Raw genomic sequence first — 24,461 nt, 5'->3', positions numbered from 1 at the left:
TGCCGATCCCTCCATCAACCTTTCGCGATTGTCCAGATCATCCATACACCCGGGGAGTGAGGCCGCATGACGCCGCGCAGCTATGCTCCGTCCCAGAAGGTGCTGCACTGGGTCGTCGCCATCCTGGTCGTCGTCCTGGTGCCGATCGCGCTGGCCATGGCCAACCTGCCCGACGGCGCCCTGAAGAACGCGCTCTACGAGTGGCACAAGTCGTTCGGGCTCACCGTGCTGGCGCTGGCCCTGGCGCGGCTGCTGGTGCGCGCCGCCCGCGGTGCTCCGCCGCTGGTGGCCGGCCTGCCCGCCTGGCAGCGCCGGGCGGCCCATGCCTCGCACCTGGCGCTCTACGCCCTGATCGTGGCGGTGCCGCTGCTCGGCTGGGCCGGCACCTCGGCCTGCTGCGCGCCGGTGATGCTGTACTTCACCCTGCCCCTCACCCTGCCGGTCTCCGGCGGCATGCCGGTGGGCGAGGCGATCCTCCGGGTGCATCAGGTCGCCGCCTTCACGCTGGTCGCGCTGGTACTGCTGCACGCCGCCGCCGCCCTGCACCACCATCTGGTCCGCCGGGACGGGACCTTGCGGCGGATGCTGCCGGGGCGGACGGGGTGAGGCCGGCCGCGTCCGGGTGCGCTGTCGTCCCGGCATGCCCAGAACACTCTGCCGGAAATCAGCATGATCCCGGACAGGCACTGAGAGCGGTGCGTCAAGGCAGGCCCTGCACGGGATCATGCGCCGCTCAGGACTGCCCTGCTCGCATTGCCTTGCCATAAGTCAGGAATGGTCGGGCCCGGTCGACGATGGTCGACCCGGGTTTGCCGGCCGCCGCTGCTGTGCGCCCGGTCGAGGGCAGGAGGAGGACGTCAGGTGGATGCCCGCATCGCCGCGGCCGGCATGGCCAGCAGGTCGCGATGACCGATCACCGCCCCCGTGCCGGTGCGCTGCCGCAGGGCCGACCATGACGCCGCGTCCGATGCCGCGACCCGCCCGGTCTCCCGCGCCGCCTGCGCCGTTCCCTCGGCGAGCCGGTGCAGCAGGGCGGCCTCGTCCGGCCCGAGGTGCCAGGGGCTGGCGGCGGTCTCGACCGCGTAGCCGTGCTCCCGGAAGGCCTCGGCCAGCGCCTCGGTCGCGCCCGGGCCGCTCGCCGGTCCGAACCCCTTGTCGCCGGCCTGGTGGACCAGGAAGGCGGCGTGGATCGCGGCGTCGGCCGGGTGCGGCGGCGTCCAGCGTTCCTGCCCGTCATAGGTGAGCGCGGTGTAGAAGACCGCGCCGGCGCGCGCCACCGCTCCGGCGACGGTGGCGATCCAGCTCTCGGAGGCGAGGTCGAACAACGCCGCCGCGGTGACGAGGTCTGGCCCCTCCGCGAGCGCCGCCGCCGGATCGGCCGCGAGGTCGAGGGCCCGGAACCGGACCGCGATCCGCGCGCCGCCGCGCTGCAGGACCAGGCCGTCCCCGGCCGCCTCCGCCCGCTCGGCCCAGGCCGCGAGGCGGACCTTCGCGGCGGCGAGGAGGGCGGGATCGTGATCGACGAGCACCCAGTCCTGGGCGGCACCGAGATGGGGGCGAGCGCCCGGAGGTTCGAGCCGGTGCCGCAGCCGAGATCGACCGCCCGCGGGCGCGGCGGCAGCGCCCGCGCCAGGGCGGCGACGAGGCCCGCGTCGCGGGCGGCGTGGTCGGCGGGCTCGCGCAGGGCGAGCCAGTCGGGGCTGAAGCCGCTCATGCTGGCATCCTCATGGCATCGGCGATCACCGCGGCGGTGTCGGGCCAGTCCGGCAGGCGCTGCCCGGCGGCCCAGGACGCCGCGGCGGCCTCGGCGCGGCGGGCGGGATCGGCGATCAGCGCGCGCAGGGAGGCGGCGAGGGCCGGGGCGTCGCCGGGCGCAACCGCCTGGCCGGCGCCTTCCGGCACCGTCTCGGCGGCGGCGCCCCCGGTGGTGGCGACGAGGGGCAGTCCGCGGGCCAGGGCCTCGGCCAAAGCCATGCCGTAGCCCTCGAACAGCGAGGCCGAGACCGCGAGGTCGGCTTGCCCGTAGAGCCGCTCCAGGGCCTCGGGCGTCACCGCGCCCGCGAGCGTGATGCGGCCGCCGAGATCCGATGCGTCGATCCGGTCGCGCAGGGCGGCGGCACTAGCAGGCGCCCGGTCGAGGCTGCCGGCGATCGTGAGCGACCAGTCGAGATCCGTCAGCCCGGCAAGCGCCCGAACCAGCACGTCGTAGCCCTTGCGCGGGGTCACGGTGCCGACGGCGAGCAGCCTGGCATGCGGGCCCTCGCGCGGCACCACCCGGGCGGCGGGGGCGGTGCCGGGCTCGGCGACGGCGATCCGCGAAGACGGCACGCCGAACTCGGCCGTGAGCAGCCGGGCGGTGTAGCGGCTCGTCGCGACGACACGGTCGGCCAGCGCCAGGGCCGCGCGCTCGACGGCGATCAGCGCCGCCGCCCGCTCCGGCGACAGGCCGGTCTCGTAGCCGAGGGGGTGGTGCACCAGGACCGAGACCGGGCGTCCGACGGCGCGGATCAGCTCCGGCGGCAGCGCCCCGTAGGCGAGGCCGTCGACGAGGAGGCCCGTCCCGGCCGGCACCTCCGCCAGGAGGGCCATGGTGCGGGCAAGCTCCTCGGCGCCCGGATCGGGGAAGCCGCCCGGCAACGCCAGATGCGTCGCCGCGACGCCCTGCGCCGGCAGATGCGCCAGGACTTCGCGGGCATAGGCGTAGCCCCCGGTCGGGGCCGAGAGGTCGCCCGGAACGGCCAGACAGACGCGCATCAGGCGAGCGGCGCCTCGAACCAGGCCCGTGCCAGGTGGGATTCGTGCAGGGTCACGCGGATGCGGCTCACGCCCTCGCCGCCGGGGCCGAGATCGCCGGCCCGGGTGGCGGCGGCCATCGCGCCGTGGATGTGCCCGCACAGGAACTCGGTGGTGGTGTTCTTCCCTGCGAAGTCCGGCAGGTCGTCGAGGTTGCGGTAGTTGATCGGCGCCAGGATCGCCTTCAGCGCCTCGCTCGCCCGGCCGATATCGACCACCACCCCGTCCGGGGTCAGGCTCTCGCGGAAGAACGCCACGTCGACCACGAAGGTCGCCCCATGCAGGGCCTGCGCCGGCCCGAACAGCTCGCCCCGGAAGCTGTGGGCGATCATCACGTGGTCGCGGACCTCGACGGCGTACATGGGGACTCCTGTCAGTAACGGATCACGGTGCACAGGCCCGGCGCGCCGGGCGCGAGCAGGCGGGGGAGGGCGGCGGGCAGGGCGTCGAACGCGACCTCCTCGGTGAGGAGGGCGTCGAGGCGGTCGTCGCGCAGCAGGTCGAGGGCCTTGGCGAGGCGGCGCCGGTGGCTCCAGCGCGGGCGGCGCGACGCCGCCACCGCCCCGACCTGGCTGGCGACCAGGCGCAGGCGCCGGGCATGGAAGGCGAGGCCGAGCGGCGCGGCGACCGCGTCGGTGCCGTACCAGCTCAATTCGACGATGGTGCCCTCGTCGCCCGCGAGCGACAGGGCGAGCGACAGCCCGGCGGCGCTGGCGCTGGCATGGAACACGATGTCGGCCTCCCGCGGCGCCGCCTCCGGCAGGGCGAAGGCGACCCTGAGCGCCCGCGCCGTCTCCGCCCGGGCGGGGTCGCGGTCGATCAGGCAGACCTCCGCCCCCGGCAGGCCGGCGCAGAGATGGGCGACGAGGAGCCCGACCACCCCGCCGCCGACCACCGCGATCCGGTCCCCCGGCCCGGCGCCCGAATCCCATAAGGAGTTGAGCGCCGTTTCCATGTTGGCGGCGAGCACGGCGCGGCGCGGCGGCAGGCCTTCCGGCAGCGGGCACAGGCCGTCGCGGGGGGCGTTGAACGCCTCCTGGTGCGGCTGGAGCGCGAAGACCCGCTCGCCCTCTTCCGTCTCGGCGACCGCGCAATAGCCGTACTTGACCGGGAACGAGAAGGCGCCGCCCTGGCCCGGGACCCGCATCCGCTCGGCCACCGCCTCCGGCACCCGGCCCTCGAAGACCAGCCGCTCGGTGCCCCGGCTCAAGCCCGTCCACAGGGTGCGCGCCCGCACCTCGTCGGGCTCTGGTGGAGGCAGGCGCTCTTGCCGCAGCTCCGCTTGGCCGGCTGCGCTATACCAGAGCGCCCGCACGGCCTCCGCCGTGTCGCTCCCGGATGCCTGACGATGCCGCAAACCGACTCCTCGGTGGTCACCCTCGCGGAGGGGCCCGCTCGCGCTCCTCTCACGACGCCGACGGGCCTGCAAGCCTGCGTCACCTTGCGTCGCCGTCGTCTCCTGGTGCTCGGGCTGAACCTCGCGACCATGCTGGGCCTCGCGGCCGGCCTCTGGGCGGTGCTGGCGCAGGACGGGATCGACGGGCTCGACCTCGCGCTCCTCGCCTGCGGCCTCGCCACCCTGCCCTGGACGGTGCTGGGATTCTGGAACGCCACGATCGGGTTCCTGCTGGTGCGGGCCGGCCGCCGGGGCGTGCTCGCGGCCGCGCCCCAGGCGGCGGCAGGGGAGGGGGAGGCGCCGCTCCACGTCACCACCGCCGTGGTGATGACGCTGCGCAACGAGGATCCGGCCCGGGCCCTGTCGCGCCTCGCCCTGGTGCGCGAGAGCCTGGAGCGCACAGGCCAGGGCGCCGCCTTCCGCTACCACGTGCTGAGCGACAGCGACGACCTGGCCGTCATCCGGGCCGAGGAGGAATGGGTCGCATCCTGGCGCGCCGGGCTGCCCGGCCCGGAGGCGGAGCGGATCCAGTATCGCCGGCGCCGCGACAATGCCGGCTACAAGGCCGGCAACCTGCAGGAGTTCTGCGCCCGCAGCGACGCCGAGCTGATGCTGCCCCTCGACGCCGACAGCCTGATGACGGGACCGGCGATCCTGCGCCTCGTGCGGATCATGCAGGCGCATCCGCGCCTCGGCATCCTCCAGAGCCTGGCGGTCGGCGCGCCGGCGGACAGCGCCTTTGCCCGGCTGTTCCAGTTCGGGATGCGCCACGGCATGCTGCCCTACACCCTGGGAGCCGCCTGGTGGGGGGCGGAATGCGGCCCGTTCTGGGGCCACAACGCGCTCGTGCGCATCGCTCCCTTCGCGGCCCATTGCCGGCTGCCGCCCCTGCGCGGCGGCGGGGCCGTGCTGTCGCACGACCAGGTCGAGGCGGTGCTGATGCGCCGGGCCGGCTACGAGGTCCGGGTGCTGCCGATCGAGGAGGGCAGCTTCGAGGACAATCCGCCGACGCTCCTCGACCACCTCACCCGCGATGCCCGCTGGTGCCGTGGCAACCTGCAATACCTGCGCCTGCCGGCGATGCCGGGCCTCCAGCCGATGAGCCGGTTCCAGCTCGCCTGGGCGGTGCTGATGTTCCTCAACCCGCCCGCCCTGACCCTGGCGCTCCTGCTGCTGCCCTGGCGCGCGGCGACGCAGGGAGGTCCGGCGACGGGGGCCGTCGCGCTCTACCTCGTCTGGCTCCTGCTCTCGCTCGCCCCGAAGCTCGCCGGCTACGCCGCCGTGCTGGCGGATCGCGAAGCCCGGGCGGCCCATGGCGGGGGGATCCGCTTCCTCGCCGGGATGGCGGCCGAGGTCGCGGCGTCGTTCCTCTTGCTCGGCGCCTCGTCGGTGCGGCTCACCGGGGTGATGATCGGGCTCGCCGTCGGCCGTGCCGGGCTCTGGACGGCGCAGGGCCGGGACGCGCGGGGCCTGCGCTGGAGCGAGGCGTTCCGGGCGCTCGGCGGCGTGACGCTGTTCGGGCTCGTCGTCTGCGCGGCGCTCGCGGTGATCGCGCCGACGCTCCTCGCCTGGAGCCTGCCGCTCACCCTTGGCAGCCTGCTCAGCGTGCCCTTCGCGGTCCTCACCGCGGCGCCGGAGGCGGGCCGCGCCATGGTCCGGTCCGGGCTCTGCGCGACCCGGGAGGAGATCGCCCCGCCCTGGGAGATCGCGCGGCTCCAGGCCGGCGGTCCCGAGGCGGCGGGGTCCTGACGGGGTGGGCCGGGCCGTTGCGGCCCGGCCTGTCGCCGCTGTCGCTACGCCGCGATCCAGGCGAAGCGCTCGGCCTCGTCCCAGCCGCAGGCGGCGCCGAGCGACGCCGCGAACACGCCCGAGAGCCGCGCCCGCTCGGCCTCGACCACCGGACCGTCGACCGCGACCGGCCGGCAGCGGGCGGCGAGACCCGGCACGACGAAGTCGGGGTTGTGGAGCGCGTGGTCGGAGCCTTCCGCGAAGAACGGACGGTCGCCCCAGTCGAGGTAGCTCTCGGCCGGAAGGCCCTCGGCGAGCAGGATGTCGTGGGCGTCGAGCTCGACGTGCCAGTAGGTGACCGAGGCCACCGGCTCGCGGGCGATGCTGGTGCCGTTGATCAGGCACATCACCGGCACGAGATGGCCGCCCGCGCCGTCCGCATCGGCGCCGACGAGGACGGGGTGGCCCGGCGAGAGGCGCAGGTCCCGGGTGGGCAGGCCCGCCCCGAAGGCGCCGGCGCGGACATGGATCGGCTGCTGGTCGTGATGCAGGGCCCGGCCGGCGCCGTCGATGGCGCGGTGCCCGATCCAGATGATCGGCCGCAGGGCGCCGGAGGCGGTCACCGCCCGGTCGCCGACCCGCAGATCCTCGACCGCGACTTCGCCGCGGGCGGTGCGGATGAGGGTGCCGGTGACGAAGCACACCGGCGGCGCGTAGTCGGTCGGGCTGTTGTTGTCGTCGAAGGTGACGCGGTCGCGCTTGGCGAGCGTCGTATTCGACAGGACGTAGCGCGTCGTGGGCGCGGTCGGGCTGTCGGAGAACAGGATCATGCCCTGCGAATCGTACTGAGTCGCATAGAGCGTCTTGGTGGTGGACGTGCTCTCCGCCGGGAAGATGCCGGTCGCCTGGACAGTGTCGCCGGCCTTGGTGACCGTGCCGGTCACCGTGATGTTCGAAGTCGACACGTCGTCGAGACGGAAGCTGGCGGACGGTGCTCCGTCATCCGAGCCCACGAATCCCGCCCCGTACACGGTATTGTTGAAAACAGGCATCGGATGACCCTCCCCGGCTTATTCGAACTCATGGCCGCACAGGCAGAGCCGATCGCGCGAACGAGCATTCGCGTGATGGTGGGGCCGATCACGCGACGCGTGCCGGCAGCCGTTGCGGCGATGCACGCAGGGTAAGCACGTCACGGGCCGGGGCGACACCCGCGCCTGCGGGTATATCCAGTGGTTTATCGCGGCATGTGATTTTAATGCTACGATCTCGTAGCGGCCAAGAGGCCGACGTCTCGGCAGGTCACTGGCAGGACAGGCAATCCTTTTGCCGGACTTTCCCGATATACATTGCCGGATTATCCCGAGCCTCGGCATCCGCCGTGGCGAGGCCGGTGCGGCGCGCCGGCGTCGCGTCCCGTGAAAGGCCTGTCGGCTCCGCGCACGCTGGCAGTCAGGTCAAATACGATCGCACGCAGCCAAGAGCCCGGTTGGACGACCGCCCAGGGTCAGGCGAAGAGCGTCCCGCTCGATGCCGGGCAACCCGATCGTCCGGATGCCCGGCCCCGCGGTGCGTCCCCGCAACGACGCGGGGAAAATCAAGCGTGTCGAGCGGGACGACATATCTTCCGGGTGAGGCCGCTCATCGGGCGTGTCTCCGGTCACACCGCCACGCCGGGACGAGGGGCGCCCCTGCGGCCCCCGTGCGAGACCGGGGAGGGGAATGCCGACGTGATCGTCGTCCCGTTCCCGGCCGGGAGCGGCGTACCGCTCCCACCCCGATGCCCTCCTCGAAAGGGGGGAGCCGCTACCCGACGAATTCCCGCTTCAGCCCCCGCCGCGTCCGGTGCCGCTCCAGCGCCAGGTCGACGAGGCGGGTCAGCAATTCCGGATAGGGGATGCCGGAAGCCTCCATCATCTGCGGGTACATGCTGATCGAGGTGAAGCCCGGCAGGGTGTTGACCTCGTTGAGGTAGAAATCCCCGCTCTTGCGGTCGAGGAAGAAGTCGACGCGGGCCATCCCGCTGCATTCGAGCGCCTCGAAGGCGCGCAGGGCCAGCGCCCGCACGCGCTCCATCTGGTCCGGGCCGATATCGGCCGGCAGGTCGACGGTGGCGCCCTCGGGGTCGAGGTACTTGGCGGCGTAGGAGTAGAAGTCGTGGTGGCCTTGCGGGTTCAGCTCGCTCGCGACGCTGACGAAGGGCGGGTCGCCGTCGAGCACCGCCACCTCGACCTCGCGGGCGTCGATGCCCTGCTCGACCAGCACCTTGACGTCGTACTGGAACGCGTCGGCCAATGCCGCGGGCAGGGCGGCCCAGTCCTTGACCTTCTGGATGCCGACGCTGGAGCCCATGTTGCAGGGCTTGACGAAGACCGGCAGCGTCAGGCCGGCGGCGATGTCGTCGAGGAAGACGTCGCCGCGCTCGTAGGCACGCCGGGTGAAGGCGCGGTAGGGGGCGATCGGGATGCCGGCGAGGCCGGCAAGCCGCTTGGTGACGTCCTTGTCCATGCCGACCGCCGAGGCCATCACGCCCGAGCCGACATAGGCCGTCTCGGTCAGCTCCAGCAGGCCCTGCAGCGTCCCGTCCTCGCAGAGCGGCCCGTGCAGGACCGGGAAGACCACGTCGATCTCGGCGCGGGCCGGCGCGCCGTCGAGCCCGACCACCGCAGCGCGGCCATCGGTTCCCTGCGCCAGCCGCACCTCGGGGCTCTCGGCGGGGATCGACAGGCTCTCGTCCCCGGTCTGGGTGATCCGGCGCAGGTCGTGGCGCTGCCAGCGCCCGGCCTTGTCGATGCTGACCGGGATCACCTCGAAGCGGTCGCGGTCGAGGTGGCGGATCACCGAGGCGGCGGAGCGCAGCGAGACCTCGTGCTCGCCGGATCTGCCGCCATACAGGACGGCGACGCGGGTCTTCTCGGTCATGCGCGAACCCTCGTTCACCTGAAACTCGTGTGTCGAACCCGCGCGGGCACCCGCGGGGCGTCCCTGATTATCGCCCGTGGAGGATTTCAGAAACCCTACGAGGCGGCGCGGTCCGGGAGCCCCGATGGGCGAATATCGGCCACGGCCCGAGACCTCGAAGGGGAGGTCGCGGTCTGCCTCGACCAAGGGAAGGCTGGACAGTTCCCCGCCTCGGCCATACCCCGGGGTCATCGAGTCACCGGCCATTGATCACCCGGCCATCGATCCTCCAGCGCCGCCGATCGGAGACGACCGCCATGCAGCAGGACCGGCCGCCCACCTCCCTCGGCGCCGAGGTGATGGCCCGCCTCGACGCGCTCGCGGGCTTCAGCGCCGACGCGGACGGGCTCACCCGCCTCTACCTCACCCCCGCCCATGCCGCGGCCGCCCGGCAGGTCGCGACCTGGATGGAGGAGGCGGGCATGAGCGTCCGCGTCGATGCCGCCGCCACAGTGGTCGGCCGCTACGAGGCCGCGACGCAAGGCGCCCCGACCCTGCTCCTCGGCTCGCATATCGACACCGTGCGCAATGCCGGCCGCTACGACGGCAATCTCGGCGTCGTGACGGCGATCTCCGCCGTGAAGGCGCTGCACGAAGCCGGCCGGCGCCTGCCCTTCGCGGTCGAGGTGCTGGCCTTCGGCGACGAGGAGGGGGTGCGCTTCCCCGTCACCCTCACCGGCGCGCGGGCGCTGGCCGGGCTGGTCCGGCCCGACTTCCTGGAGGCCCGCGACCGCGACGGGATCAGCATCGCCCAGGCGCTCGCGGAATTCGGCTGCGACCCCGACGGCGTGACGCGGCTCGCCCGCGACCCGGCCTCGGTGCTCGGCTATCTGGAGGTCCATATCGAGCAGGGGCCGGTCCTGGAGGATGCGGACCTGGCCGTCGGCATCGTCACGGCCATTGCCGGGGCGAGCCGCCTCGTCGTCACGGTCGAGGGCCGGGCGGGCCATGCCGGCACGGTGCCGATGGCCTTGCGCCGCGACGCCCTGGCGGCTTCGGCCGAGATGGTGCTGGCGATCGAGGCCGAGGCGAACGGGACCCCCGACCTCGTCGCCACGGTGGGCCAGATCGAGGTGCCGCGGGGCGCCGTCAACGTCATCCCGGCGCTCACCCGCTTCAGCCTCGACCTGCGCAGCCCGAGCGACGCCGTGCGCCACGCGGCCCTCTCACGCCTCGACGCCGCGTTCACGGCCATCGCCGAGCGCCGCGGCGTGACGGTGACGACGCAGGGCAGCTACGACGAGCCGGCCGCGGCCTGCGCGCCCGGGCTGATGGACGCTCTGTCCGACGGCATCGCGCGCCTGGGCCTCAGCCCCTTGCGCCTGGCGAGCGGGGCCGGCCATGACGGCCTGGCGCTCGCCGGCCTGTGCCCGATCGGCATGATCTTCGTGCGCTGTGCCGGCGGGCTGAGCCATTCCCCGGCCGAATCCGTCACCGAGGCCGATGTCGACGTGGCGACGCGCCTGCTCGTCGACGTGCTGCGCCATCTGCGGCCGGAATCGTTGCGGCCCTGACCCGTCTGGCCCGGCTCTCGCTAGAGGCCACGCCCCGCCCGTTCCACCCCACAACCAGGAGAGACCCCGTGAAGGAACTGAAGATCAAGGCCGGCCCGTTCGACCTCGTCGGCCGGCTCGAGCTCGAGAAGGCGCCCCAGACCTGCGCCGCCTTCCTCAAGGCCCTGCCCTTCGTGAGCGAGGTGATCCACGTGCGCTGGAGCGGCGAGGGCGTGTGGATGCCCCTCGGTGATCTCGATTTCGGCGTCGGCTACGAGAACCACACCAGCTACCCGGCGCCGGGCCAGATGATCCTCTATCCGGGCGGCATCAGCGAGACGGAGATCCTGCTCGCCTATGGCGGCGTGCATTTCGCCAGCAAGGTCGGGCAGCTCGCCGGCAACCACTTCCTGACCATCACCACCGGCATCGAGCACGTCTACGACCTCGGCCGCATGACGCTGCTCAAGGGCGCCCAGCCGATCCGCTTCGAGGCGCCGTAGGCGCCCTCGCGGCGCATGGCTCCTGCCTTGCTCTTACAAAGTCCCCTTGCGGCGGGGCGATCCGCCCCGTACGCCTGACGGGCACCCCGTCCGGGCGGCCGTTCTCGGCCCCGGACGGGGCGCGCGTGGGGCGCTCGTGAGATGAACCTGAAACGGTCCTACCGCTCTCTCGTCGGCGGCGTCTGGGCGGGCGTGCTCACGACCTGCCTCGGGCTCGCCACGGTCACGGTCTGGACCGACACCCGCGACTACGAGCGCACGATCCGCGACGCCCGCAGCACCGCCGAGGCGGTGGCCCAGGCGCTGGGCCAGGAGGCGAACCGCCTCGTCTCCTCCGTCGACATGCTGCTCAGCGCCGCCGCCGCCCGGGTCGACGCGCACACCTTCGGGGCGAGCCAGGTCTATACCCGCCAGCTCCTCTCCGGCCTGATGGCCCATATCCCGGCGGTGATGGCCGTGCGGGTGCTCGACGGCAGCACCGACAGCGCCCTGTTCGGCCACGGCGGGGCGGGCAGCGGAGGCCGGCCCACCGATGCCGACCTCGTCCGCGCCGCCCTGGCGGTGGGCCAGTCCGAACTCGCGATCGGGCAGCCGACCCGGATCGGGCCGGCCGATTCCTGGTTCGTCAGCGTCGCCCGCCTGGTGGTGCCGCGCCCCGGCGAGACGCCGCTCGTGGCGGTGGCCGACCTGTCGCTCACCGAATTGCAGCGGCTCTACGGCCGGCTCGATCTCGGGCCCAACGGCGCCATCGGGCTCCTGCGCAGCGACGGCGTGATCCTGGTGCGCCATCCCTACGTGCCCGACAAGGTCGGCCGCACCATCACCGGCGGCACCCTGATGCGGGCCGCCGCCGGAGCCGCCGCCGGCACCTTCGACGGGACCGCCTCGCCGATCGACGGCGTGCGGCGCTACGGCAGCTTCCAGCGCGTCGCCGGCGCGCCGCTCCTCGTCACCACCGGCGTCTCGAAGGACGAGACCCTCGCGGCCTGGCGCGAGGGCGTGCAGCAGGACGCCGCGGTGGTGCTCGGCATCAGCGCCGTCCTCGTCGGCCTCGGCTTCGGGCTGACCCGGGCGCTGATGCGCCACCGCGACCTCGAGGAGGAGGCCCGGCGCGCCGCCGGCATGCTCTCGGCCGGGGAGGCGCGCTACCGGCTGCTGGCCGAGAATACCAGCGAGCTGATCGTGCTCGCCCACGACGACGGCCGGCGCAGCTACGTCTCGCCGGCGGTGCGGCGCCTGCTGGGCTACACGCCGGAGGAGGCGGTGGCGATGCGCCTGCGCGACGGCGTCCACCGCGAGGACCTCGCCCTGCTGGTGACCCAGGCCCGCCGCCTCGCCGCCGGCGAGGCGCAGGTCAGCGTCGTCTGCCGCGCCCGCCACCGCACCGGGGGGTGGGTCTGGGTCGAGGGGGCGTTCCGGCGCATCCCGGGCGCCGCCCCGGGCGAGCCCGCCATCATCGCCACCTTCCGCGACGTCGGCGAGCGCCAGCGCCACGCTCGCGCCCTCGAGGAGGCGCGGATCACCGCCGAGCGGGCGAGCCAGGCCAAGACCGACTTTCTGGCCTCGATGAGCCACGAGATCCGCACGCCGCTGAACGGCGTCATCGGCTATGCCGACCTCCTGCTCGCCGACCGCACCCTGCCGGGCCGGCACCGGCGCTACGTCGACCGGATCGCCGCGGCGGGCGGGGCGCTGCTCACCGTCGTCGACGACATCCTCGACTTCTCGCGCATCGAGGCCGGCGGCATCGCGCTCGCCGAGGTGCCCTTCGCCCCTGCGGCGCTGATCGACAACGCCGCCTCGATCGTGCGCGGCCTGTCCGAGCCCAAGGGCCTCGCCCTCGACGTCGCGCTCGACCCCACGGTACCGGACTGGGTCCGGGGCGATCCCGACCGCCTGCGCCAGATCCTGCTCAACCTCCTCAACAACGCGGTCAAGTTCACCCCCGCCGGGCGAGTCGCGGTGCGGGTCGAGGCCGAGGGCGGGACCTTGCGCTTCTCGGTCTCCGATACCGGCATCGGCATCGCCCCCGAGCAGCATGGCCGCCTGTTCCAGCGCTTCAGCCAGGTCGACGGCTCGATCCGTCGCCAGTACGGCGGCAGCGGGCTGGGGCTGGCCATCTGCAAGGGCCTGGTCGAGCTGATGGGCGGGACGATCGGCGTCGAGAGCCGGCCGGGCGCCGGCTCGACCTTCTGGTTCCGGATCAGGCTCCCGGCCTGCGCCGCGCCGGCGGCGGAAGCCGCGGAGGGCCGGCCGGAGCCGGTGCGGCCGGCCCGCCTGCTGCTCGTCGAGGACGTGCCGATCAACCAGGATCTCGCCCGGGCGGTGCTGGAGGCGGACGGCCACCACGTCGACGTGGCCGGCGACGGCGCGGCGGCGATCGAGGCGGTGCGGGTCAAGCCCTACGACCTCGTGCTGATGGACGTGCAGATGCCCGGCATGGACGGGATCACCGCCACGAAGGCGATCCGGGCGATGCCCGCCCCCCTCGGCGCCCTGCCGATCGTCGCGATGACCGCCAACGTGCTGCCGGCCCAGATCGAGACCTTCCGGGCCGCCGGGATGGACGGCCATGTCGGCAAGCCGTTCAAGCGCGCCGAACTCGCCGCCGCCATCGCGCGGCACCGCGCCGACGGCCCCGCGGCGCCCGCCGTTCCGGTGCTGGTCGATGTCGAGGCCTTCGCGGCGGCGCGCCGGCTGATGGGCCGGGAGCGGATCGACGGCCTGCTCGGGATGCTGGCGGCGGAGCTGGAGCAGCGCTTCCGCGCCCGCAACGGCGACCGCGCCGGCCTCGCCCGCGACGCCCACGCGATGATCTCGGCCGCCGGTCTCCTGGGGTTCACCGGCCTGTCCGACCTCTGCCGCGAGATCGAGGAGGCCTGCCTCGCCGGTGCCGACCTGCCGGATCTCCAGCGCCGGATCGAGGCGGCCCGGGCGGAAGCGCTGACGCAGATCGAGATGCTGCGGGCGGCGTGACTGGAGTGGCGGTGGCGGGCTGCACTGGGACACGACACGGCACGTTGAGGCATGCGGGAGCGACGGCCGCCGCGCAGAACCCTCCCCCCTCTGCGGGGGAGGGTGGACCCTGCGTCAGCAGGGGCCGGGAGAGGGGCGGCGCGACGCCGATCCGGAGGGCGCCTGTCAGAACGCTTCAGATTTGTCCGGAGGCGGGTTCCCCTCTCCCGCCCCGCATCCGCGGGGCACCCTCCCCCGCAGAGGGGGAGGGTTCGTGCTCTCGGCCGTTGTTCCCGCGCCTAGGCACCCTCCAGTGTCCTGTGGGGCCGGCCCGGCAGGACCCCGCAACGGCCGCTACCCCCCCTGCTGCGCCCCGCCCGGCACCGGCCCGAGCCGCTTGGCCAGGCGCTCGATCCGCTCCGCCGTGCGCTGCACGGTCTCGGCCAGCCGCGCCTCCGAGGCTTCCCGCTCGGCGCTGCCGGCATCGGTGGATTCGCGCAAGGCCGCGGTCTCGCGCTCCATCGCCTCCATCCGGCGCTTGGTCTCGGCCAGCTCGTCGGCGAGCGTCAGCGCCGCCATCACGTGCAGGCGCATGTCGCCGATCTCGCCGAAGGCCTTGCGCATGTCGCCGATGCGGGCGTCGAAGCTCGCGGCCAGCCCTTCGAGGTGGCGCTCCTCGCCCTCGCCGCAGGCCATGCGGTAGGTCTTGCCGGCGATGGTGACCGTCACTTGAGGCATCGCCCCCTCCTCGAACGCATGAAACGCCAGTGCGGCGGCCGTCAGCCCTCGCCCCGCTCGCCGGTGCGGCCGAGCACGCCCTCGACGGTGCCGATGGCGCGGCCGAGGCGGTGGTCGACCTCCTCGGTCACCGACTGCATCTCGGCGAGGCGCGCCGTCGCCCCGTCGAGTTCCGCCGCCAGCCGGGCCCGGTCGTCGCGCATGATCTCCAGCTCGGTCTCGAGGTCGCCGTGGCTGCGCTCCGCGTCGAGCCGGCGCGTCACCGCGGATTCGAGCAGCGACACCGAGGCTTCGAGGCGGCGCAACGCCTCCTCCACCGCTGCGGTCATGCTCACCTCCGAAAAACGCCGGACGCGACGACGCCGACTGAAAGCCCAGGGATACTCGGCCGAAACCCTAATGGTCCGGGGGCCGCGTCGCAATCGCCGTGCCGGCCCGAGGGCCCGGGAGTGGTATCGCCCTGGGGACGGCGGGGACAATCAGGCCGCCGCCACCTCCAGCCGGTTCCGCCCGGACGCCTTGGCCCGGTAGAGCGCCCGGTCGGCGGCCGCGAGCAGGTCCGGCAGGGCCCCGCCCCCGGCCGCCAGGCCGACGCTGACGGTCGCCGGGATGCCGGGCCCGTCGCGGTGCCGGGACGCCGCGGCGAACCGGCGGGCGATGCCCTCGCCGACCTGCCGCGCCGTGGCGAGGTCGCAGCCGGGCAGAAGGGCGGCGAATTCCTCGCCGCCGAGCCGGGCGACCAGCGCGTCCGGCCCGGCCGCCCGCCGCGCCGTATCGGCGAAGAGCCGGAGCACCGCGTCGCCGGCGGCGTGGCCGTGGCGGTCGTTGATCGCCTTGAAGTGGTCGAGGTCGAAGGCGAGGAGCGCCGCGGGGCCCTCGCCGAGGCGCCGCGCCCCGTCCTCGAAGAAGCCGTGACGGTTCTGCAGACCGGTGAGATGGTCGGTGCGGGCCGCCGCCAGGGCGCTCGCCTGCGCCTCCTCGCGCACCAGCGCGATCAGCCCCATCGGCATGGCGACGGAGTAGAGCACCCCTTCGTACATCGTCATCTTGCCGAAGACCGGCAGCAGCCAGTCCCCGTAGACGGCCACGAGCACCGGCGTCGCCAGGGCGCGAGCCACGTAGAACAGGGCGTGCCCGCCCGCGACCGCGATCGCGACCTGGCGGGCGCGCAAGGTCCGGGCGGTGCGGCTGCGCGCGAGTCGCCAGGCGGTCAGACCGCAGGCGAGCGCGATCGGCAGCGAGCCGACATAGGTCCAGAGCGCGACGGGGAAGCGCGTCCCGAAGGCGGCCCACAGGAGGGCGAGCACCGCGAGCACGGCGAGCGGCAGGCGCAGCCGCGCCCGCCCGTCGAGGAGGGTGACGCCGTGCAGGATCATCAGGTAGCCGGCCACGATCAGCAGGTTGGCGAGGGCCGAACCCAGGATGCCCGGCAGGACGGCCCGGTTGATCGACACGACGAGGCCCGCCGCGAAGGCCAGGAAGGCGCCGGTCCAGAATCCGAGCTCGCGCGACCGCTGCGGATGGGCTTGGCGCTCCCACTGCATCGTCGCGGCGGCGACCAGCACCGTCCCCACGATCAGGCAGTAGAGGGTGTGAAGATCGATCTGCATCTATGTCGTCACCTACGCCTCACGGCATAGGCGCCGGCGATTGCCATCTTCGTAACGGTTCCGGTCGTCCCCCGCCCGTTGCGCCGGCATGGTTAAGCGTCCGTGCCGCGATGTCCGGGCCGTCTCGTCGCCGGCGTCGCGCCAAGAGGCCGGCATCGAGGCCGACATCGAGGGCGACATTACGTGCGCGAGCGCCGATTCATCCGGCGCATGACCGCGCGGCGATTCCGGGCCGGACCGGCCGGGCGGGAGGGTTTTCCCCAAAGCTCCGCTCGGGTTTGACACGCCCCGGCACCATGTTAGGAAGCCCGCGCCCCCGCCGGGCGACTGTCGCCGGCGGATTGACAGAAGTTACGAGCTGCCGTGACGCCTCCCGTGCTCCCCGCCAGTGCCGTCCCCGTCGGGACGGCCGGCGCGTGCGGCACGACGCCGAGCGTCATGGGCCCCGCCGGCACAAGCCGGCCTTTCGTCAGCGTCGACATGCGCCGTGCCGGTTCGATCCGCGCGGCCTCCTCCGCTGCGGGGCCCGTCGGCTCCTACCGCCTCCGCCACACCGATTCCACGGGAGAGAACACATGACGGTCAAGGTCGCCATCAACGGCTTCGGACGCATCGGCCGCAATGTCCTGCGCGCCATCAAGGAAGCCGGCCGCACCGACATCGAGGTCGTGGCCATCAACGATCTCGGCCCGGTCGAGACCAACGCCCACCTGCTGCGCTTCGATTCGGTCCACGGCAAGTTCCCCGGCACCGTCACGGTCGAGGGCGACCACATCGTGGTCGACGGCCAGCGCATCCGCGTCACCGCGATCAAGAACCCGGCCGAGCTGCCCCACCGCGAGCTCGGCGTCGACATCGCGATGGAATGCACCGGCATCTTCACGTCGAAGGACAAGGCGAAGCTCCACCTCGATGCCGGCGCCAAGCGCGTCCTCGTGTCCGCTCCCGCGGACGGTGCCGACCTCACGGTCGTCTACGGCGTGAACCACGACAAGCTGACGGCCGACCACCTCGTGGTCTCCAACGCCTCGTGCACCACCAACTGCCTGGCTCCGGTCGCCAAGGTGTTCAACGACGCCGTCGGCATCGAGCGCGGCTTCATGACCACGATCCACTCCTACACCAACGACCAGCCGTCGCTGGACCAGATGCACAAGGACCTCTACCGGGCCCGCGCCGCGTCCCTGTCGATGATCCCGACCACGACCGGCGCCGCCAAGGCCGTCGGCCTGGTGCTGCCGGAGCTGAACGGCCGCCTCGACGGCACCTCGATCCGCGTCCCGACCCCGAACGTCTCGGTCGTCGACTTCAAGTTCAATTCCAAGCGCGCCACCTCGGTCGCCGAGATCAACGAGGCGATCAAGGCCGCGGCGAACGGCCCGCTCAAGGGCGTGCTCGGCTTCACCGAGGCCCCGAACGTCTCGATCGACTTCAACCACGATCCCCATTCCTCGACCTTCCACATCGACCAGACCAAGGTCATGGACGGCACCTTCGTGCGCGTGCTGACCTGGTACGACAACGAGTGGGGCTTCTCGAACCGCATGGCCGACACCGCCATCGCGATGGCCAAGCTCATCTGACGCGGCAGACGGGCCGGCCCGCACGGGGCCGGCCTTCGTGCTCGGGCGGCCCCGTCGCGGGGCCGCCCATCATGCCCTTCCAGGATTCGCCCCGAGGATCCGCCGATGACCGAGCCTGCGCCCTCCATCCGCCCCGCGACCGCCGCCGACACCGCCCCGATCCAGGGACATGTGCCGAGCCCGGCCGCCCCCGTCCCGACGACCGTGTCCGCCGTTCCGGCGCAGGTCCCGCCGGCTGCGGCTCCTGCCGCTCAGCCCGTCGCGCTGCCGACGCAAGTCGCGGACCAGCTCGCCCGCATTGAGGACAAGGCCTCGCGGATTGAGGACAAGTATGCCCGCTCCGAGGCCCTGCTCGCCCGCGTCGAGGACCGGGTCGAGGCGGCCGGCGCCCGCATGAACGAGGCCGCCCGCCAGTCCGACCTGGCCGCCCTGCGCAACGAGGTCCGGGCGATCGCCGAGCGCACCCGCCGCCTGCCGGGCGCCGGCGCCCTGATCGTCACCGCGCTCGTCACTGCCGTGCTGACGGTGGCGCTGACCCTGGTGGCGCAGCGCCTCAACCTCCAGGGGCTGATCCCGCTGCGTTGATCCGCGCGCCGACCGCCCTCCCTTTTCCCGCTTGCAAGGTGCCCCCGCCGATGACCCAGTTCCGTACCCTCGACGATGCCGGCGACCTGAAGGGCAAGCGCGTCCTCGTCCGCGTCGACTTCAACGTGCCGATGGACCAGGGCCGCGTCACCGATTCCACCCGCATCAAGCGCGTGCTGCCGACGCTCCACGAGCTCGTCGAGGCCGGCGCCCGGATCGTGCTGCTCGCCCATTTCGGCCGCCCGAAGGGCAAGCCGGTCGCCGCCGAATCCCTGCGTCCGATCGCCGAGGCGACCGCCAGGGAACTCGGCCGCCCGGTCGCCTTCGCGGAGGACTGCATCGGCGAGACCGCCGCCGCCGCCGTGGCGGCGCTGAAGGACGGCGACGTCCTGATGCTGGAGAATACCCGCTTCCACGCCGGCGAGGAGAAGAACGACAAGGCCTTCGTCGAGGCCTTGGCCGCGAACGGCGACGTCTACGTCAACGAGGCGTTCTCCGCCGCCCACCGGGCCCACGCCTCGACGGAAGGGCTCGCCCACGTGCTGCCGGCCTATGCCGGGCGCCTGATGCAGGCCGAGCTCGACGCGCTCACCAAGGGCCTCGAGGCCCCGGCCCGGCCGGTGGTGGCGATCGTCGGCGGCTCCAAGGTCTCGACCAAGATCGACCTGCTGAAGAACCTCGTCGCCAAGGTCGACGCCCTGGTGATCGGCGGCGGCATGGCCAACACCTTCCTGCACGCCGCCGGCCTCGGCGTCGGCAAGTCGCTGTGCGAGCGCGATCTGGCTCCCACCGCCCAGGCGATCATCGAGGCGGCGCGGGAGAACAACTGCGCCATCATCCTGCCGGTGGACGGCGTGGTGGCCGAGGAATTCAAGGCCGGCGCCCCCCACCACACCTACGGGGTCGACGCGATCCCTGAGACCGGCATGATCCTCGACATCGGCGGCCTGTCGGTGGACCGGATCTCGGCCGCGATCGACGACGCCAAGACCCTGGTGTGGAACGGCCCCGTCGGCGCCTTCGAGATCGCGCCCTTCGACCAGGGCACGGTGGCGGCGGCCCGCCATGCGGCCGAGCGCACTAAGGCCGGCAAGCTCGTCTCCGTGGCCGGCGGCGGCGACACGGTGGCGGCGCTCAACCATGCCGGCGTGTCGAAGGACTTCACCTACATCTCGACCGCCGGCGGCGCCTTCCTCGAATGGCTCGAGGGCAAGCCGCTCCCGGGCGTCGACGCCCTGCGCCGGCAAGCTTGAGGGTTTTCGTTCAGGTCGGCCGCGCTAGGACGCCGGCCGACCCATCCGCTATAAACCAGCAACAGTCACAGTCTCGGAGGATTTCGACATGGCGCGCATCACGCTCAGGCAGCTCCTCGACCACGCCGCCGAGCACGGCTACGGGGTGCCGGCCTTCAACATCAACAACATGGAACAGGGCCTCGCCATCATGGCGGCGGCCGACGCCACCGATTCGCCGGTGATCCTGCAGGCGAGCCGCGGCGCGCGCTCCTATGCCAACGACGTCGTGCTGGCCAAGCTGATCGACGGCCTCGTCGAGATCTATCCCCACATCCCGGTCTGCATGCACCTGGATCACGGGAACAACGAGGCGACCTGCGCCACCGCGATCCAGTACGGCTTCACCTCGGTGATGATGGACGGGTCGCTCAAGGCCGACGGCAAGACCCCGGCGGATTACAACTACAACGTCGAGATCACCCGCAAGGTGACCGAGATGGCGCACTGGGCCGGCTGCTCGGTCGAGGGCGAGCTCGGCGTGCTCGGCTCGCTCGAGAGCGGCGAGGGCGAGGCCGAGGACGGCCACGGCGCCGAGGGCGTCCTGTCGCACGACCAGCTGCTGACCGACCCGGCCGAGGCCGAGAAGTTCGTGGCGGCCACCAAGGTCGACGCGCTCGCCGTCGCCATGGGCACCTCGCACGGCGCCTACAAGTTCACCCGCAAGCCCGACGGCGCGGTGCTGGCGATGAACGTGATCGAGGAGATCCACCGCCGCCTGCCCAACACCCACCTGGTGATGCACGGCTCCTCGTCGGTCCCGCAGGACCTCCAGGACATCATCAACCAGTATGGCGGCGAGATGAAGCCGACCTGGGGCGTGCCGGTGGAGGAGATCCAGCGCGGCATCAAGCACGGCGTGCGCAAGATCAACATCGACACCGACAACCGGATGGCGATGACCGGCCAGATCCGCAAGATCCTGATGGAGAACAAGGCCGAGTTCGACCCGCGCAAGTACCTGAAGCCGGCGATGGACGCGATGACGAAGCTGTGCAAGCAGCGCTTCGAGGAGTTCGGCACGGCGGGCAACGCCGGCAAGATCCGGCCGATCGCGCTGTCCGAGATGGCCAAGCGCTACGCCGCCGGCAAGCTCGACCCGTCCTTCGCCCCGTCGAAGGCCGCCGCGGAGTAATCCCGGCGCGGCGATGCGGCTCTCGCGCGCCGTATCGCCGCCCCATTGACCATGCAGCAGGGCGGGCGGCCGGCGGGCCGTCCGCCCCGTGCGTTTGTGCCCCATCCGCCCCGAAGGCTCGAAGACCCCGATGGCCGATCCCCAGACCCGCCTGATCCTCCTCACCGCCCCCGAGGCCGGCCCGGACCTGAAGGACCGGCTGGCGCGCGCGGTCGCGGCCGGCGACGTCGCCGCGGTGATCCTGCGCCTGCCGCCCGGCGACGAGCGGGCGCTGGTCAACGCCGTCAAGGCGGTGGCGCCCGCGGTGCAGGAGGCCGGCGCCGCCCTGGTGCTGGCCGGCGGCGGCGGCATCGATCTCGCCACCGTCGCCTCCCGCAGCGGCGCCGACGGCGTCCACGTGCCGGCGAATTACGGGGCGGAGGACCAGCCGGAGGCGGACATCCACGCGGAGGCCGACGGCGACGGGGATGAGGACGAGGAGAGCGACGGCCCGCTGCGCGCGCTCCGCGAGCGCCTGCGCGACGGCCGCATCCTCGGGGTCGGGCGCCTGCGCACCAAGCACGCCGCCATGGAGGCCGGCGAGGCCGGCGCCGACTACGTCCTGTTCGGCGACGAGGCGAAGCTTGCCCACGACGACCTCGTGGCGCGGCTGAGCTGGTGGGTCGAGATCTTCGAGACGCCGTGCATCGCGCTCGCCCGCGACCTCGCGGCCGTGCCGGACCTCGTCGCCACGGGGGCCGAGTTCATCGGCCTCGATTCCGGGCTCTGGGTCGGGGAGGGGGGCGAGGCCGCGGTGGCCGAGGCCCAGGCCGCGATCCTGAACCGCCCCGCGGGCGCGGAGGGATGAGGATGCGCGGTCCCTGCTCGGTACCCTCGCCTCGCCTCGCGACCCTCGCGCTCCTGGGGACCTTGAGCCTCGCGGCCGGGCCGGCCGGGGCCGCCTCCGGTCCCGGCATCCCGGGAGGCGCCTCGCCGGGCGTCGTCCCGCCGAATTTCGGCGCGACCACCAACACGTTCGGCTCGTCCAAATCGAGCCAGACCCTGCCGGGGGCGGCCTCGCTGCCGCCCGCGCCCTCGAACGACCCGAATGCCGACCTCGCCTACGGCGCCTATCAGCGCGGCTTCTACGTCACCGCGTTCCGCGAGGCGACGAAGCGGCTCGAGAAGAACAAGACCGATTTCCCCGCCATGACCCTGCTGGCGGAACTCTACAGCCAGGGCCTCGGCGTGCGCCAGGATCCCGCGCGGGCCGCCGAGTGGTACCGGCTGGCCGCCAATCTCGGCGATCCCCACGCCGCCGCCACCCTCGGCATGATGCAGATCGAGGGCCGCGGCGTGCCGAAGGACCAGTCCGCCGGCCGCGCCCTGCTGGAGAAGGCCGCGGCCCGGGCCGATGCCACGGCGAGCTACAACCTCGCGCTCATCCTGCTCGGCACCGGCGTGCCGGCCGACCTGACCCGCGCCGTCGAGCTTCTGCGCCAGGCCGCCCACCAGGAGCTGGCCCCGGCCCAGCACGCGCTCGGCGTGCTCTACCTCCAGGGCCGCGGCGTGCCCAAGGACACCACCAAGGCCGCCGGCTGGTTCCGCCGCGCCGCCGATAACGGCGATCTCGCCGGCGAGGTCGAGTTCTCGATCCTGCTGTTCAACGGCGAGGGCGTGCCGAAGGACGAGGCCCGCGCCGCCCGCTACTTCCGCCACGCCGCCTTCCGCGGCAACGCCGTGGCCCAGAACCGGGCCGCGCGGCTCTACGCCAGCGGCCGCGGCGTGCAGAAGAACCTCGTCGAGGCCGCCGCCTGGGACATCGCCGCCCGGGCCCAGGGGCTCTCCGATGCCTGGCTGACCCAGGCGGTGTCCGGTCTGACGCCCGAGGAGAAGGCGCGGGCCGAGCGGCTGGCGGCGGACCGGGCGGGGCCGTGAGCGGGAGCCCGTCGACGCGCACCAGCCCCGCAGCGACCGAAAAGTGGTTTCCCCGCCGCGTGCCGATGCTCTAGAGCCAATCATCAGCCAAGCGCCCCGCCTCGCCGCGGTCGCGCGCTTTTGCCGTTTTCATCCGACGCGGGCGCCAGTGCCCGCCTTCGAAGGACTTCGTCCATGACCCCGACCCGCATTCCGGGAGCCGTCGCCCGATGATCGTCTCCCCCCTGATGACCGTGATGGTCGATGCCGTGCGCAAGGCGGCGCGCGGGCTCAAGCGCGACTTCGGCGAGATCGAGAACCTCCAGGTCTCGCGCAAAGGGCCGGGCGACTTCGTCACCGCCGCCGACCGCAAGGCCGAGGCGACCCTGCGCGAGGCCCTGATGAAGGCGCGGCCCGGCTACGGCCTCATCATGGAGGAGAGCGGCGTCATCGAGGGCCAGGACAAGACCCATACCTGGCACGTCGATCCCCTCGACGGCACCACCAACTTCCTGCACGGCGTGCCGCATTTCTGCATCTCGGTCGGCCTCGAGCGCGAGGGCACGATGGTGGCCGCGGTGATCTACGAGCCGATCAAGGACGAGCTCTACATCGCCGAGCGCGGCAAGGGCGCCTTCCTCAACAACAAGCGCCTGCGGGTCGCCGGCCGGCAGGACCTCGCCGACAGCCTGGCGCTCTACGGCTCGCCCTATCTCGGCCGCGGCAGCCATCCGCGCCTTCTGAAGGAACTCGCCGCCGTGATGGCGGTGACCGGCGGCGTGCGCCAGACCGGCTCGGCCGCCCTCGACCTCGCGGCGGTCGCCTGCGGCCGGGCCGACCTCTACTGGGAGCGCGACCTCCAGACCTGGGACATGGCCGCCGGCCTGCTCCTGGTGCGCGAGGCCGGGGGCTTCGCCAGCAGCGCCGATGGCGGCGCCGACCCGATGACCGCCCGCTCGGTCGCCTGCGGCAACGAGGTGCTCCAGCGCGAACTGGTCGCCATCCTGCGCAAGGTCGGCGGCTGACCCCGCCCCCGGGCCGGTGTCCGACCGGCCCGGGGCCCTCGCCGACATCTCGAACAAAGGCCTTACGCCATGGACCCGCGCACGACGTCCGCCCTCAAGGACGCGATCCGCTCGATCCCGGACTATCCGAAGCCCGGCATCATGTTTCGCGACATCACCACCCTGCTCGGCGATGCCCGCGCCTTCCGGCGCGCGGTGGACGAGCTGGTGCATCCTTACGCGGGCGGCCGGATCGACCAGGTCGCCGGCATCGAGGCGCGGGGCTTCATCCTCGGCGGCGCCATCGCCCACCAGCTCTCCTCGGGCTTCGTGCCGATCCGCAAGAAGGGCAAGCTGCCCCACACCACGGTCTCGATCGCCTACGCCCTCGAATACGGCACCGACGAGATGGAGATCCATTCCGACGCGGTGAAGCCCGGCGACCGGGTGATCCTCGTCGACGACCTGATCGCCACCGGCGGCACCGCCACGGCGGCGGTCGAACTCCTGCGCCGGATCGGCGCCGAGGTGGTGGCGGCCTGCTTCGTCATCGACCTGCCGGAACTCGGCGGCGCCGACCGCCTGCGCGCCCTCGACCTGCCGGTGCGCACCCTGATCGAGTTCGAGGGGCACTGACGAAAAAAAGCGGGCCGTTTTAGGCCCGCCTCGTTACTTTACTCACTCCACTCTCCCCACCTCATCCTGAGGTGTCAGTCGATCGAAGATCGACTGACCTCGAAGGAGGGCTCCAGAGACCACAGCGAGTCCTGGAGCCCTCCTTCGAGGCTC

22 protein-coding genes are annotated in these 24,461 nt (G+C 72.9%); 13 read left to right on the top strand and 9 right to left on the bottom strand.

The features are described from left to right. The first annotated feature begins 66 nt into the window (after nucleotides 1–66). Complete coding sequence (locus F1D61_RS17335; protein WP_203152925.1) at nucleotides 67–606, top strand: cytochrome b; 540 nt, start codon at nucleotides 67–69, stop codon at nucleotides 604–606. Between the two features lie 251 nt (nucleotides 607–857). On the opposite strand, the gene F1D61_RS17330 is transcribed toward F1D61_RS17335, so the two are convergent. The 4 genes from F1D61_RS17330 to F1D61_RS17315 all read right to left on the bottom strand — a co-directional run bounded on the left by F1D61_RS17330 (nucleotide 858) and on the right by F1D61_RS17315 (nucleotide 4,069). Next, nucleotides 858–1,529 carry an SAM-dependent methyltransferase gene (locus tag F1D61_RS17330; RefSeq protein WP_246775386.1) on the bottom strand — a complete coding sequence of 224 codons (672 nt, stop codon included), beginning with the start codon at nucleotides 1,527–1,529 and terminating at the stop codon, nucleotides 858–860. A 181-nt stretch (nucleotides 1,530–1,710) separates the two neighbouring features. Then, nucleotides 1,711–2,754, bottom strand: coding sequence for a glycosyltransferase family 4 protein (locus F1D61_RS17325; RefSeq protein WP_203152924.1), 1,044 nt, complete (start codon nucleotides 2,752–2,754; stop codon nucleotides 1,711–1,713). Continuing rightward, a complete protein-coding gene (locus F1D61_RS17320; RefSeq protein WP_203152923.1) occupies nucleotides 2,754–3,155 on the bottom strand; it encodes a 6-pyruvoyl trahydropterin synthase family protein in 402 nt (133 codons plus the stop codon). Before F1D61_RS17320 ends, F1D61_RS17325 begins: the two co-directional genes overlap by 1 nt. 11 nt (nucleotides 3,156–3,166) lie before the next feature. Beyond that, entirely contained in the window at nucleotides 3,167–4,069 is a 903-nt protein-coding gene (locus tag F1D61_RS17315) for a zinc-dependent alcohol dehydrogenase (RefSeq protein WP_432443311.1), read from the bottom strand. Nucleotides 4,070–4,141: 72 nt separating this feature from the next. Between F1D61_RS17315 and mdoH the strand changes: the two genes are divergently transcribed. Beyond that, complete coding sequence (mdoH, locus tag F1D61_RS17310; protein ID WP_203152922.1) at nucleotides 4,142–5,938, top strand: glucans biosynthesis glucosyltransferase MdoH; 1,797 nt, start codon at nucleotides 4,142–4,144, stop codon at nucleotides 5,936–5,938. A gap of 44 nt (nucleotides 5,939–5,982) precedes the next feature. On the opposite strand, the gene F1D61_RS17305 is transcribed toward mdoH, so the two are convergent. Together F1D61_RS17305 and F1D61_RS17300 are read right to left on the bottom strand one after the other, a co-directional pair. Further along, on the bottom strand, nucleotides 5,983–6,969 hold the full coding sequence (locus F1D61_RS17305) for a Hint domain-containing protein (RefSeq protein WP_203152921.1): 987 nt from the start codon (nucleotides 6,967–6,969) through the stop codon (nucleotides 5,983–5,985). A 754-nt stretch (nucleotides 6,970–7,723) separates the two neighbouring features. Next, a complete protein-coding gene (locus F1D61_RS17300) occupies nucleotides 7,724–8,839 on the bottom strand; it encodes a D-alanine--D-alanine ligase family protein (RefSeq protein WP_203152920.1) in 1,116 nt (371 codons plus the stop codon). Between the two features lie 296 nt (nucleotides 8,840–9,135). Here F1D61_RS17300 and F1D61_RS17295 point away from each other — a divergent pair, with 296 nt between their 5' ends. The 3 genes from F1D61_RS17295 to F1D61_RS17285 all read left to right on the top strand — a co-directional run bounded on the left by F1D61_RS17295 (nucleotide 9,136) and on the right by F1D61_RS17285 (nucleotide 13,850). Then, nucleotides 9,136–10,392, top strand: coding sequence for an allantoate amidohydrolase (locus F1D61_RS17295; protein ID WP_203152919.1), 1,257 nt, complete (start codon nucleotides 9,136–9,138; stop codon nucleotides 10,390–10,392). A gap of 68 nt (nucleotides 10,393–10,460) precedes the next feature. Further along, nucleotides 10,461–10,874 (top strand): DUF3830 family protein, encoded by a 414-nt coding sequence (locus F1D61_RS17290; protein ID WP_165089608.1) that lies wholly within the window; start codon nucleotides 10,461–10,463, stop codon nucleotides 10,872–10,874. Nucleotides 10,875–11,015: 141 nt separating this feature from the next. Then, nucleotides 11,016–13,850 carry an ATP-binding protein gene (locus F1D61_RS17285; RefSeq protein ID WP_203152918.1) on the top strand — a complete coding sequence of 945 codons (2,835 nt, stop codon included), beginning with the start codon at nucleotides 11,016–11,018 and terminating at the stop codon, nucleotides 13,848–13,850. Between the two features lie 333 nt (nucleotides 13,851–14,183). On the opposite strand, the gene F1D61_RS17280 is transcribed toward F1D61_RS17285, so the two are convergent. The 3 genes from F1D61_RS17280 to F1D61_RS17270 form a co-directional block, all read right to left on the bottom strand. Then, complete coding sequence (locus F1D61_RS17280) at nucleotides 14,184–14,567, bottom strand: cell division protein ZapA (protein ID WP_203152917.1); 384 nt, start codon at nucleotides 14,565–14,567, stop codon at nucleotides 14,184–14,186. A 41-nt stretch (nucleotides 14,568–14,608) separates the two neighbouring features. Further along, the gene (locus F1D61_RS17275; RefSeq protein ID WP_203152916.1) at nucleotides 14,609–14,896 is read right to left on the bottom strand and encodes a DUF4164 domain-containing protein; all 288 of its coding nucleotides are present in this window, start codon (nucleotides 14,894–14,896) and stop codon (nucleotides 14,609–14,611) included. A gap of 150 nt (nucleotides 14,897–15,046) precedes the next feature. After that, nucleotides 15,047–16,177, bottom strand: a complete 1,131-nt coding sequence (locus F1D61_RS17270) for a GGDEF domain-containing protein (protein ID WP_203152915.1) — start codon at nucleotides 16,175–16,177, stop codon at nucleotides 15,047–15,049. A 575-nt stretch (nucleotides 16,178–16,752) separates the two neighbouring features. Here F1D61_RS17270 and gap point away from each other — a divergent pair. From gap to F1D61_RS17230, 8 genes are all read left to right on the top strand, one after another. Next, the gene (gap, locus tag F1D61_RS17265; RefSeq protein ID WP_203152914.1) at nucleotides 16,753–17,760 is read left to right on the top strand and encodes a type I glyceraldehyde-3-phosphate dehydrogenase; all 1,008 of its coding nucleotides are present in this window, start codon (nucleotides 16,753–16,755) and stop codon (nucleotides 17,758–17,760) included. Nucleotides 17,761–17,865: 105 nt separating this feature from the next. Next, nucleotides 17,866–18,345 (top strand): hypothetical protein, encoded by a 480-nt coding sequence (locus tag F1D61_RS17260; protein ID WP_246775384.1) that lies wholly within the window; start codon nucleotides 17,866–17,868, stop codon nucleotides 18,343–18,345. Nucleotides 18,346–18,395: 50 nt separating this feature from the next. Then, nucleotides 18,396–19,598 (top strand): phosphoglycerate kinase, encoded by a 1,203-nt coding sequence (locus F1D61_RS17255; protein ID WP_203152913.1) that lies wholly within the window; start codon nucleotides 18,396–18,398, stop codon nucleotides 19,596–19,598. An 88-nt stretch (nucleotides 19,599–19,686) separates the two neighbouring features. Then, a complete protein-coding gene (gene fba / locus F1D61_RS17250) occupies nucleotides 19,687–20,772 on the top strand; it encodes a class II fructose-bisphosphate aldolase (protein ID WP_048430041.1) in 1,086 nt (361 codons plus the stop codon). Nucleotides 20,773–20,902: 130 nt separating this feature from the next. Then, nucleotides 20,903–21,619, top strand: a complete 717-nt coding sequence (locus tag F1D61_RS17245; RefSeq protein WP_203152912.1) for a thiamine phosphate synthase — start codon at nucleotides 20,903–20,905, stop codon at nucleotides 21,617–21,619. A 2-nt stretch (nucleotides 21,620–21,621) separates the two neighbouring features. Continuing rightward, nucleotides 21,622–22,689 carry a tetratricopeptide repeat protein gene (locus tag F1D61_RS17240; protein WP_203152911.1) on the top strand — a complete coding sequence of 356 codons (1,068 nt, stop codon included), beginning with the start codon at nucleotides 21,622–21,624 and terminating at the stop codon, nucleotides 22,687–22,689. A 209-nt stretch (nucleotides 22,690–22,898) separates the two neighbouring features. Further along, the gene (locus F1D61_RS17235) at nucleotides 22,899–23,693 is read left to right on the top strand and encodes an inositol monophosphatase family protein (protein ID WP_203152910.1); all 795 of its coding nucleotides are present in this window, start codon (nucleotides 22,899–22,901) and stop codon (nucleotides 23,691–23,693) included. A 69-nt stretch (nucleotides 23,694–23,762) separates the two neighbouring features. Then, nucleotides 23,763–24,308, top strand: coding sequence for an adenine phosphoribosyltransferase (locus F1D61_RS17230; RefSeq protein WP_058618423.1), 546 nt, complete (start codon nucleotides 23,763–23,765; stop codon nucleotides 24,306–24,308). Nucleotides 24,309–24,461 lie beyond the last annotated feature (153 nt).

The sequence above is a fragment of the Methylobacterium aquaticum genome (genome assembly GCF_016804325.1).
Classification (GTDB): domain Bacteria; phylum Pseudomonadota; class Alphaproteobacteria; order Rhizobiales; family Beijerinckiaceae; genus Methylobacterium; species Methylobacterium aquaticum_C.
Note: the sequence above shows the minus strand (reverse complement) of the source record. Positions and strands in the feature narration are given on the sequence as shown.

Coding starts and splice junctions, on each gene's coding strand:
- F1D61_RS17335 (WP_203152925.1), top strand. CDS start 67: ATGACGCCGCGCAGCTATGCTCCGTCCCAGAAGGTGCTGCACTGGGTC.
- F1D61_RS17325 (WP_203152924.1), bottom strand. CDS start 2,754: ATGCGCGTCTGTCTGGCCGTTCCGGGCGACCTCTCGGCCCCGACCGGG.
- F1D61_RS17270 (WP_203152915.1), bottom strand. CDS start 16,177: ATGCAGATCGATCTTCACACCCTCTACTGCCTGATCGTGGGGACGGTG.
- F1D61_RS17240 (WP_203152911.1), top strand. CDS start 21,622: ATGCGCGGTCCCTGCTCGGTACCCTCGCCTCGCCTCGCGACCCTCGCG.
- F1D61_RS17245 (WP_203152912.1), top strand. CDS start 20,903: ATGGCCGATCCCCAGACCCGCCTGATCCTCCTCACCGCCCCCGAGGCC.
- F1D61_RS17285 (WP_203152918.1), top strand. CDS start 11,016: ATGAACCTGAAACGGTCCTACCGCTCTCTCGTCGGCGGCGTCTGGGCG.
- fba (WP_048430041.1), top strand. CDS start 19,687: ATGGCGCGCATCACGCTCAGGCAGCTCCTCGACCACGCCGCCGAGCAC.
- F1D61_RS17230 (WP_058618423.1), top strand. CDS start 23,763: ATGGACCCGCGCACGACGTCCGCCCTCAAGGACGCGATCCGCTCGATC.
- F1D61_RS17255 (WP_203152913.1), top strand. CDS start 18,396: ATGACCCAGTTCCGTACCCTCGACGATGCCGGCGACCTGAAGGGCAAG.
- F1D61_RS17300 (WP_203152920.1), bottom strand. CDS start 8,839: ATGACCGAGAAGACCCGCGTCGCCGTCCTGTATGGCGGCAGATCCGGC.
- F1D61_RS17320 (WP_203152923.1), bottom strand. CDS start 3,155: ATGTACGCCGTCGAGGTCCGCGACCACGTGATGATCGCCCACAGCTTC.
- F1D61_RS17260 (WP_246775384.1), top strand. CDS start 17,866: ATGACCGAGCCTGCGCCCTCCATCCGCCCCGCGACCGCCGCCGACACC.
- F1D61_RS17305 (WP_203152921.1), bottom strand. CDS start 6,969: ATGCCTGTTTTCAACAATACCGTGTACGGGGCGGGATTCGTGGGCTCG.
- F1D61_RS17275 (WP_203152916.1), bottom strand. CDS start 14,896: ATGACCGCAGCGGTGGAGGAGGCGTTGCGCCGCCTCGAAGCCTCGGTG.
- F1D61_RS17235 (WP_203152910.1), top strand. CDS start 22,899: ATGATCGTCTCCCCCCTGATGACCGTGATGGTCGATGCCGTGCGCAAG.
- mdoH (WP_203152922.1), top strand. CDS start 4,142: ATGCCGCAAACCGACTCCTCGGTGGTCACCCTCGCGGAGGGGCCCGCT.
- F1D61_RS17295 (WP_203152919.1), top strand. CDS start 9,136: ATGCAGCAGGACCGGCCGCCCACCTCCCTCGGCGCCGAGGTGATGGCC.
- gap (WP_203152914.1), top strand. CDS start 16,753: ATGACGGTCAAGGTCGCCATCAACGGCTTCGGACGCATCGGCCGCAAT.
- F1D61_RS17280 (WP_203152917.1), bottom strand. CDS start 14,567: ATGCCTCAAGTGACGGTCACCATCGCCGGCAAGACCTACCGCATGGCC.